General features: G+C 63.0%; 8 protein-coding genes and 1 tRNA gene. 8 read left to right on the forward strand and 1 reads right to left on the reverse strand.

All coding sequences use genetic code 11. The features are described 5' to 3' along the window. Positions 1 to 157: 157 nt before the first annotated feature. Complete coding sequence (locus G7A99_RS14320; protein WP_018717325.1) at positions 158 to 688, reverse strand: GspH/FimT family pseudopilin; 531 nt, start codon at positions 686 to 688, stop codon at positions 158 to 160. Between the two features lie 183 nt (positions 689 to 871). On the opposite strand from G7A99_RS14320, the gene G7A99_RS14325 reads away from it, so the two are divergent. From G7A99_RS14325 to G7A99_RS14360, 8 genes are all read left to right on the forward strand, one after another. After that, the gene (locus G7A99_RS14325; protein ID WP_163141301.1) at positions 872 to 1,387 is read left to right on the forward strand and encodes a GspH/FimT family pseudopilin; all 516 of its coding nucleotides are present in this window, start codon (positions 872 to 874) and stop codon (positions 1,385 to 1,387) included. 3 nt (positions 1,388 to 1,390) lie between these two features. Then, entirely contained in the window at positions 1,391 to 1,939 is a 549-nt protein-coding gene (gene pilV / locus G7A99_RS14330) for a type IV pilus modification protein PilV (protein WP_256379727.1), read from the forward strand. Then, positions 1,936 to 2,688, forward strand: a complete 753-nt coding sequence (locus G7A99_RS14335; RefSeq protein WP_163141304.1) for a PilW family protein — start codon at positions 1,936 to 1,938, stop codon at positions 2,686 to 2,688. The genes pilV and G7A99_RS14335 overlap by 4 nt, the downstream gene beginning before the upstream one ends. Further along, a complete protein-coding gene (locus tag G7A99_RS14340; RefSeq protein WP_163141289.1) occupies positions 2,685 to 3,203 on the forward strand; it encodes a PilX N-terminal domain-containing pilus assembly protein in 519 nt (172 codons plus the stop codon). The genes G7A99_RS14335 and G7A99_RS14340 overlap by 4 nt, the downstream gene beginning before the upstream one ends. A gap of 64 nt (positions 3,204 to 3,267) precedes the next feature. Further along, positions 3,268 to 3,594 carry a hypothetical protein gene (locus G7A99_RS14345; RefSeq protein ID WP_163141292.1) on the forward strand — a complete coding sequence of 109 codons (327 nt, stop codon included), beginning with the start codon at positions 3,268 to 3,270 and terminating at the stop codon, positions 3,592 to 3,594. A 75-nt stretch (positions 3,595 to 3,669) separates the two neighbouring features. Next, on the forward strand, positions 3,670 to 7,140 hold the full coding sequence (locus tag G7A99_RS14350) for a pilus assembly protein (protein WP_163141295.1): 3,471 nt from the start codon (positions 3,670 to 3,672) through the stop codon (positions 7,138 to 7,140). A gap of 7 nt (positions 7,141 to 7,147) precedes the next feature. Further along, positions 7,148 to 7,591, forward strand: a complete 444-nt coding sequence (locus G7A99_RS14355; protein ID WP_163141298.1) for a type IV pilin protein — start codon at positions 7,148 to 7,150, stop codon at positions 7,589 to 7,591. Positions 7,592 to 7,993: 402 nt separating this feature from the next. Further along, a tRNA-Thr gene (locus G7A99_RS14360) sits at positions 7,994 to 8,069 on the forward strand. Position 8,070 lies beyond the last annotated feature (1 nt).

Consider the following 8,070-nt stretch of genomic DNA (forward strand, 5'->3'; position numbering starts at 1 on the left):
TGGGGCGGCACCCGGCCGGCGGAACAGGCCGGTCACACCGAGGAGGTAGTCTTCTCCCTGCCCCGGGATCTCATGCGCGAGATCAGACGGCGGAGTGCGTAGCCACGACTTTCGCGCCTCCGCCGCCGATTCAGCCGATGGCGCCCTCGGTCGTCGCTTAGCAGTCGTTCTTGTCGATATCCGATATCCGATGCGAGACGCGGGCGCGTCCAGTCGCGCTGATGACAACGGCGCGTGCATGTCCTGCGGTGGTGATGCCAGTGTCGTCACAGACGGTGAACGTGCCCATCTGCAAAGCCCCCGATGCGGTGCGGGGGTAGCCTTGGGGTATGTAGGAGAGCGATTCCGACACCATCTGGTTGCCGGTTAACCGGAAGCCGTCGCGCAGGGCGCGTGAATCGCGGAGTAACGGCTCGGTGTTATTCCGGTCCCCGCTACCGTCGCGGTCGACAAACACGACCCAGCCGGCAGACCAGTCGGTGCCGGAGCGGCGAACCGTTATGCGCTCGCCGCGTTTGACTGCTTCGGATCGTGCAAACGCCAGTGTCGTCAGAAATCGGTTGGTCGACGAACTCAAGGCGGTGCTTCGAACAATCGTTGAGAGGGTGGGTATGGCGATCCCGAGTATGGCCGCGAGCAGGGCGACGGTAACCAGTAGCTCGATGAGCGTGAAGCCTCGTCGGTGCATGTCTGCTCCTCCATGAGCGGTTTCGAAGGACTGCGTCATTCCGTGACGAGTGATCTCGAAGGTCAGTTTTTGAGCAATGAGTGATCGTCGTTCTCTCTCGATGCCGTTCCGTTCATCGTGTGATGAGACCCACCAATCGGGGTGATCTCGTTAACGCCCTGAAAAGATCTTACCGTTGTCACCATGATTAACAAGATACGCGGATTCACGCTGATCGAATTGATGCTGACCGTGATCGTGGCCGCGATCCTGCTCGCGATCGCGGTTCCCAGCTTCCGCGCGTTCATACAGAACAACCAGCTGACCACCGCGACCAATCAGTTCGTTACCGCGCTCAACATGGCGCGGAGCGAGGCGGTCAAGCGGGGCCGGCGTGTTTACATTACCGCCGCGGCTTCGTCAGCCGGTGACGAGTGGGGCGGCGGGTTCCGGGTCTGGTTGGACGAAAACGGCAATGGGACCTATCAGTCGGCGAACGATCAGGAGCTGCAGGTCTGGGCGGCGCTCGATGGCGGCGTCACCATCGATAGCACGAAGGACCGCTCGGAGTTCGTGTTCGCAAGCGACGGGGTCGTCGATAACGGCGACACAATCGAGGTCTGCGACGGCGAACGTGCCGGCGAGGTCGGCAGGAAACTCGATATCGACCCCACCGGCCGGGTGTCCATCATTGACGACAACTACAGCGGATGTCTCTGAATCATGACCTCCCACGCAAGTGAACGGCAAACGGGTCTCTCGATGGTGGAGGTGCTCATCACGGTGCTTGTCCTCTCGATCGGCCTGCTCGGCGTCGCCGGCCTGAACCTCCAGGCGCTCAAGGCGAATACCGACTCGATGAAACGCTCCCAGGTCATCTGGCTCGTCGACTCGCTGGCCGAGCAGATGCATGCCAACAGCGAGGGTGTGTACGAGTACTTTTCCGGCTCGACCCCCAGGCAGCCGCTGAAGGACGGGAACAACAAGTGCAATGCACCACCGACGAGCAACTGCACGTCGGACGGGTGTCGGACGTTCCGCGACACGCTCTGGCGGGTCGCCTGTGATGCGAGCCTGGGCGCCGACGCGTCGGGTATCGCGGCGCTGCCCGGCAGCCGGCTCAATATCGAATGCAACGACGTGAATGGTAGCGGCAGCTGCAACCAAGGGGATACGTTCGAGATAGAGGCGGCGTGGCGCTACCAGGGCGGCGACGGTAAGGGGAATGATGCTGACGATACCAGTCGGTTCGTCCAGGCGGTGGTGCCATGAACGCCGTAACCGTCGGTGAATTCCGCCGCCAGCAGGGGCTGACCCTGATCGAGCTGATGATCGCACTGGTTCTCGGTCTGATGCTCTCGGCCGGTGCGGTGCAGCTGTTCATCGCCAACAAGCAGAGTTACCGCCTGCAGGACGCCCTCGCCCGTGTCCAGGAGAATGGCCGCTTCGCTGTGCATCGGCTCAGCCGGGATATCCGCATGGCGGGATACCATGACCCGCTCGCCAGTGCGGCACCGGATGCGTTCGATTCGGGCAGAACGGCGGATGGCGGTGGCAGCGGGGCCAACGATCAGATCGCAGTCGTTCGCGTTTATCCCGGTGAAACGGCGACGGACTGCCTGGGGAACAGCGTTTCTGCGGGGGGAGAGCGCGTTATCAACGTGTATCAAGTGAATGGTAACGGCTCACTGGCGTGCTACGGCGTGGATCCGGCGACAGGTAGCCCGATCGAAGGTTCTGAGCCCCTGATCGACGGCGTCGACTCCTTCCAGGTGGAGTACGGTGTTGATAGCGATGACGACGGCAGTGTCGATACCTATGAGACGGCCGGGAGTGTGTCGGACTGGGGGGAGGTCATCGCCGTGCGCCTGGCGCTGTTGCTGCGCACCCGGGAAGACAACCTCCGCGCCGCCGAGTCCAACACCTATACGGTGTTAGGTGAGGACGTGACACCGGGCAATGATGGCCGGCTGCGCAGCGCCTTCGAGACCACGGTGGTACTGAGGAATCGCCTGCAATGAATGCCCATGTCGTTTCCGGACAGGTTCCATCAAGCCAGCGCGGTGCCGCGCTGGCGATCAGCCTCGTGATACTGCTCGTGCTGACCCTGGTGGCGGTCACGGCGTCGCAGGTCAGCCGGATGCAGGAGTCGATGTCGGGCAACACGCAGCAGGAGCGCACGGTCTTCCAGGCGACCTACTCCGCCATCGCTCTCGCCATAGACCAGTTCAGCGACGATGTTTCGGTCATCGTTTCTGTCATCAACAGTGAAGGCAGCGACGACATCGGGCTGGGTGATGAGGCGGAACTCAAAGTCCGGCGGTGTGAGAAGAAAGATGACGGCTCCCTGGCTGATTGCAAGCTGCAGCAGGACAAGCTGAAGATGACCTATACCGGCAAGGGGTGCCCGGCCGGCTTCAGCTGCAAGAACTTCGAAGGCTACTACTTCGACATCGACGCCGAGATGTCCATCAATGGTACCGGTGCGAGCTCGGATCAGACCCAGGGTGCCATGCGCGTCACCCCCAAGGAGTGAGCCGGCACGGGGCGTCGTGCCGGCGATACCGGGAATCGGGCATGCATGACAGCAGAGGTTGAGGATGCGGCAGACCAAATCGTTCGTTCTGACGGGACTGGCCATACTGGCCGTCATGGCAATGGGGCCGGTGTCCGCGGAGCTGAAGAACCTCGAGACCGCCATAGAGGCTGCCCGCATCACGCTGACGGAAGCGGGCGGCGGGCGTCTCGAGATCGAGGTGAGTACCTGCGAGCTGTGCGAGACCCGGGAGTTCGACGTCCGCAACGAGACCCGGTTCATCCACGAGGGCCAGGAACTGAATGTTCAGCGGTTTCCCCGGGGGCGGGCTGTCGAGGGAACGGTGATTTACGACAACGAGAGCGGCGAGCTCACCAAGGTCCTCTGGTAGCGCGCCCCAGGGCGGGGTAGCCCGGTGGTGCGTATCGCCGTCCGCCCTTCGACTCAGGCCAGGAGCAATAGCGACATGAGCCATGGAAGCAGGATCCGTCCGGGACTCGTTCTCCTCTGCGTCGTCCTGATGGCGATCTCCGTCGCCCACGCGGACGACACGGAGATTTACATCCCCGACGAGAACACCTGGAAGCAGCCGAACGTGCTGTTCATCGTGGATACCTCCGGCAGCATGGCCTCGGACGTGGACATCACCCCGCCGGATTACGATCCGTCCCGGACCTACTCCGGGGACTGCAGCACGGACCGCATCTACTGGCGTTCGGGAAACAGCAGCCAGCCGCCCTCCTGCGGTGGGTACTACGGAGGAACGGATAACTGGGTGAGCGAGGACGCGTTCACCTGCTCGAGCGCGACCGATGCCATGGGCCGCTCAGGTCAGGCACTGGGTTTTACCAGCGCGCAGTACAGGTGCGGTGGCTGGGGATGTCGATGGACCCCTGCGGCCTGGCGGTCGCTGAGTGATGACGCTCACGATGCACGGGTCGAGTGCGAGGCGGACAACGACACCAACATCAATTGGGGTGGCGCCGGTTCGTACAATTTCTACAGCGGTAATTATCTCAATTACCTGAGTAACTCCGGCTCCACCACGATGACTCGTCTCGAGGTGGTCCAGCAGATCGCCGGCGATCTGGTGGACAGCATGACCGGTATCAATATCGGCCTGATGCGGTTCGATTCCGGGGACAGCTACGGCTATTCAGTCGACCAGCGCTATTCCGGGGGCTTTGTCGATGTCGCCGTCGACGATATCGAATCGAATCGCGAGCAGTTCAAGAACCTGCTGAACGGCTACACCGCCAACGGCAGCACGCCGTTGAGCGAGACGTACTGGGAGGCGGCCCGTTACATGCGGGGCGAGGGCGTGTATTTCGGGGACGAAACCGGTCCCCGGCACAGCGTCGATGCCTGTCGAGACGGGGATGACTACATCTCGCCGATGCAGGACCCCTGCCAGAACAATTACATCATCCTGCTCACCGACGGCCTTCCCCAGGGCGACCAGGAGGTGAATGACGACATCGCCTCGCTGATCGGTCACGAATGCACCGACAGGGACAACCCCCCGACCGGTGGCAGTTACGAGGCTGCGGACGGCAAGTGCCTGGACGATCTCGCCAAGTACCTCTACGAGAACGACCAGTTCGACGACTCGAACTTCGATCGCGACCTGAGCGACTTCGACGAGAGCACCCAGAAGATCATTACCTACACCATCGGTTTCCAGCTCGACGACGGGCTGCTGGCGGATACCGTCAACAACGGCGGTGGCCGGTATTACACGGCGGACACCTACGACGAGCTGAAATCCGCGCTCACGGAGATCTTCGTCGAGATCATCTCCTCCGGCGCGACGTTCGCCTCGCCCGGTGTCGCGGTGGACAACTTCAACCGCCTGCAGAACCGGGACGATCTCTATTACGCGCTGTTCGAGCCGGCCTCGACCACGCGCTGGCCCGGCAATGTCAAGAAGTACCGGTTGGGCTATGACGACGCGACGGATACCTTCCAGGTGGAGGACGCGGACGGCGACGCGGCCATCGATGCCTCCACCGGGTTCTTCAGGGACAATGCCCAGAGTTACTGGAGCGACACTGAGGACGGTGATGACGTCCAGAAAGGCGGGGCGGCCAATGAGCTGGACGACCCGAGCGGTCGCGACCTCTATACGTACCTGGGCCAGTCCGACAACCTGACCGACGCGAGCAACAAGCTCAGTGCGGACAATGACGGCATCACCAATGAGATGATCGGCCTGCCCGACAGCGCGACCGCGGCCCAGCGCGCCCAGGTCCTCGATTGGGCACGGGGCGTGGACGTGCTGGACGAGGACGACGACGGCAGCACGACGGATGCCTGCCTGAGGATGGGCGATCCGCTCCACGGCCAGCCGATCCTGGTGACCTACGGCGGATCGGAGGGCAGCCCCGACATCACGCTGTACGCGATCACCAATAATGGCTACCTGCACGCCATCGACACCGACGACGGCAGCGAGACATTCGCGTACATGCCCCGTGATCTCCTGGGCAACCTGGCGGGGCTCATGGACAACCCCGACGGCGCGGACAAGACGTACGGGCTCGACGGGCCGCTGACGTCATACGTCGAGGAGAGCGACGACGACGACCAGGAGATCGAAGCCAGCGATGGCGACAAAGCGTATGTGTTCGCGGGCATGCGCCGGGGCGGGCGTGATCTGCATGCCCTGGACGTCACCGACCGCGACCAGCCCTCGCATCTGTGGACGATCAACGGGGGTGTGGGCGATTTCGCCGAGCTCGGCCAGACCTGGTCCTCGCCGCAGAAGGAGACGATCCTGTGGACCGACGGCACCGAGAAGGACGTCCTGATCTTCGGCGGCGGCTACGACCCCGGCCAGGATGCCGGGGGCGAGCCGGTGGCGGACGGCCAGGGCCGGGCGATCTACATCGTCGATATGGAGACGGGGGACCTGCTCTGGTGGGCAGGACCTGATGTCGACGGTTCCGACGCGGACCTCAAGTTTTCGAACATGACCAATTCCATCCCGGCGGACGTGACGGTGGTCGATATCGATGCGGACGGCTACCCGGATGCGCTGTTCGCTGCGGATACGGCCGGCCAGATCTGGCGTCTGGATTTCCTCTACAAGGATACCGACAGCGGCGAAGACGGTGGCGATCCGGGGATCGACGCACTCGATAGGATCACGGGGGGGCGTATCGCGGATTTCGGTGGCTCGGGAGAGTCCGGCAACCGTCGGTTCTACAACGCGCCCGACGTCACCCTCGTCAAGGACGGGGGAGAGGCGTATCTCGCGGTGTCCATCGGCTCCGGCTTCCGGGCCCATCCGCTGGACACGACGATCGATGAGCGTTTCTACATGCTCAAGAGCAAGCCGGTGTACGGGCCGCCGAAGGATGGCGACGGCAATGTCGATTACACCACGGTGACCGAGAGCGATCTCTACGACGCGACCGACAACACCATCGGGGAAGGGACCGACGACGCGAGAGCAGCGGCCGAGAGCGAGCTCGATGACAGCGATGGCTGGTATATCGACCTTGAGGAGGACGGAGAGAAGACCCTGGGAACGGCTACCGTGTTCAACAACCGGCTGCTGTACACGACGTTCATTCCCAGCGACGATCCCGAGGCCGTCTGCGGGACCCGCAACGGGCACTCCCGCCTGTATGTCATGGACGTCCGTGATGCGACGCCCGTCGCCAACCTCGACGGCGAGGGCGACGATGACTTCACGTACCACGACCGTTACACCCCGCTCACGCGTGGCGGAATAGCGCCGTCGCCGCAGGTACTCCTCATCCCCGGCGGTGAGAACGGCGACGGTCCGATCCGGCCGGTAGTGACCGTGGGTACCGAGCTCCCGCTGGAGGAGTTCTGCCGGGAGGACGGCAACTGCGTTGACGGTGTCGGGCCGCTCGGGGAGCTGCCCGCGGTGTCACGGACGTACTGGCGGGAAAACGACACGGAGTAAGCGCTAAATGGCCCTTTCACGAGCGTACCGGCAGGGCGCGGGATTCACCCTCATCGAGCTGATGGTCGTGGTGGCGATCGTGGCGATCATCGCCGCGATCGCCTACCCGTCCTACCAGAGCCAGGTACAGGCGTCCCGGCGCGCCGATGGAAAGTCGATGCTGATGCAAGTCATGCAGGCTGAGGAGCGTTACTATACGGAGAATTACAAGTACACCACGGACCTCGTCGGTGACCTTGGCCTCGACGGCAAGGGTGCATCCGGGAACAATGTCCTCTCCGACGACGAGCATTACGAGATCAGTGCCGCCGCCTGCGGTGGTGGCGGGATCGACGAGTGTGTCGTGCTCACAGCGACAGCGCAGGGTCCGCAGGCGGGTGACGTCTGTGGCAATCTCACGCTGGATTCCAGGGGCAACAAGACTCCGCAGAACCCCGACGAGTGCTGGTAGTCCCACGCCATTGTCGTGAGGATGCTGCAGACGCAGGTCGTGCACTGCCACGGGCCGCGTGTGACATCTTCCCGGGAATCCCCGTCCGAGTCTCGTCGTACACCGTCGGTGCTCGACGTACACGTGCAGCTGTTTCGATAGACTGGCTGCTTGAGGCCGCCGACGTCGTTCCCGTTTCAGTGCGTCGCACAGGCCGGCAGGCGTAAGCAGTCAACCTGTATCGGTATTATTGGATATTCCGGGTCTCGCCGGCGGCGCACGAACCTGCGCCGGTCGTGCAATGAACGAGGCTGTTTGCGCCCGGACCGGTTCCGACGATACCTCCGCTGGGGCACGGGAAGACGGGCCCGATAAGGCTGGACAGCGATCGGTGTGCGCGATAACCTTTGCTCCCGATTCAAGGCCGGCGTAGCTCAGCTGGTAGAGCAACGCATTCGTAATGCGTAGGTCCGCGGTTCGAGTCCGTGCGCCGGCACCAT

Source organism: Arhodomonas sp. KWT (assembly GCF_010993615.1).

Excerpts from the sequence above, each read along its gene's own strand:
- G7A99_RS14325 (WP_163141301.1), top strand. The coding sequence starts at position 872 with ATGATTAACAAGATACGCGGATTCACGCTGATCGAATTGATGCTGACC.
- G7A99_RS14335 (WP_163141304.1), top strand. The coding sequence starts at position 1,936 with ATGAACGCCGTAACCGTCGGTGAATTCCGCCGCCAGCAGGGGCTGACC.
- G7A99_RS14350 (WP_163141295.1), top strand. The coding sequence starts at position 3,670 with ATGAGCCATGGAAGCAGGATCCGTCCGGGACTCGTTCTCCTCTGCGTC.
- G7A99_RS14320 (WP_018717325.1), bottom strand. The coding sequence starts at position 688 with ATGCACCGACGAGGCTTCACGCTCATCGAGCTACTGGTTACCGTCGCC.
- G7A99_RS14355 (WP_163141298.1), top strand. The coding sequence starts at position 7,148 with ATGGCCCTTTCACGAGCGTACCGGCAGGGCGCGGGATTCACCCTCATC.
- G7A99_RS14345 (WP_163141292.1), top strand. The coding sequence starts at position 3,268 with ATGCGGCAGACCAAATCGTTCGTTCTGACGGGACTGGCCATACTGGCC.
- pilV (WP_256379727.1), top strand. The coding sequence starts at position 1,391 with ATGACCTCCCACGCAAGTGAACGGCAAACGGGTCTCTCGATGGTGGAG.
- G7A99_RS14340 (WP_163141289.1), top strand. The coding sequence starts at position 2,685 with ATGAATGCCCATGTCGTTTCCGGACAGGTTCCATCAAGCCAGCGCGGT.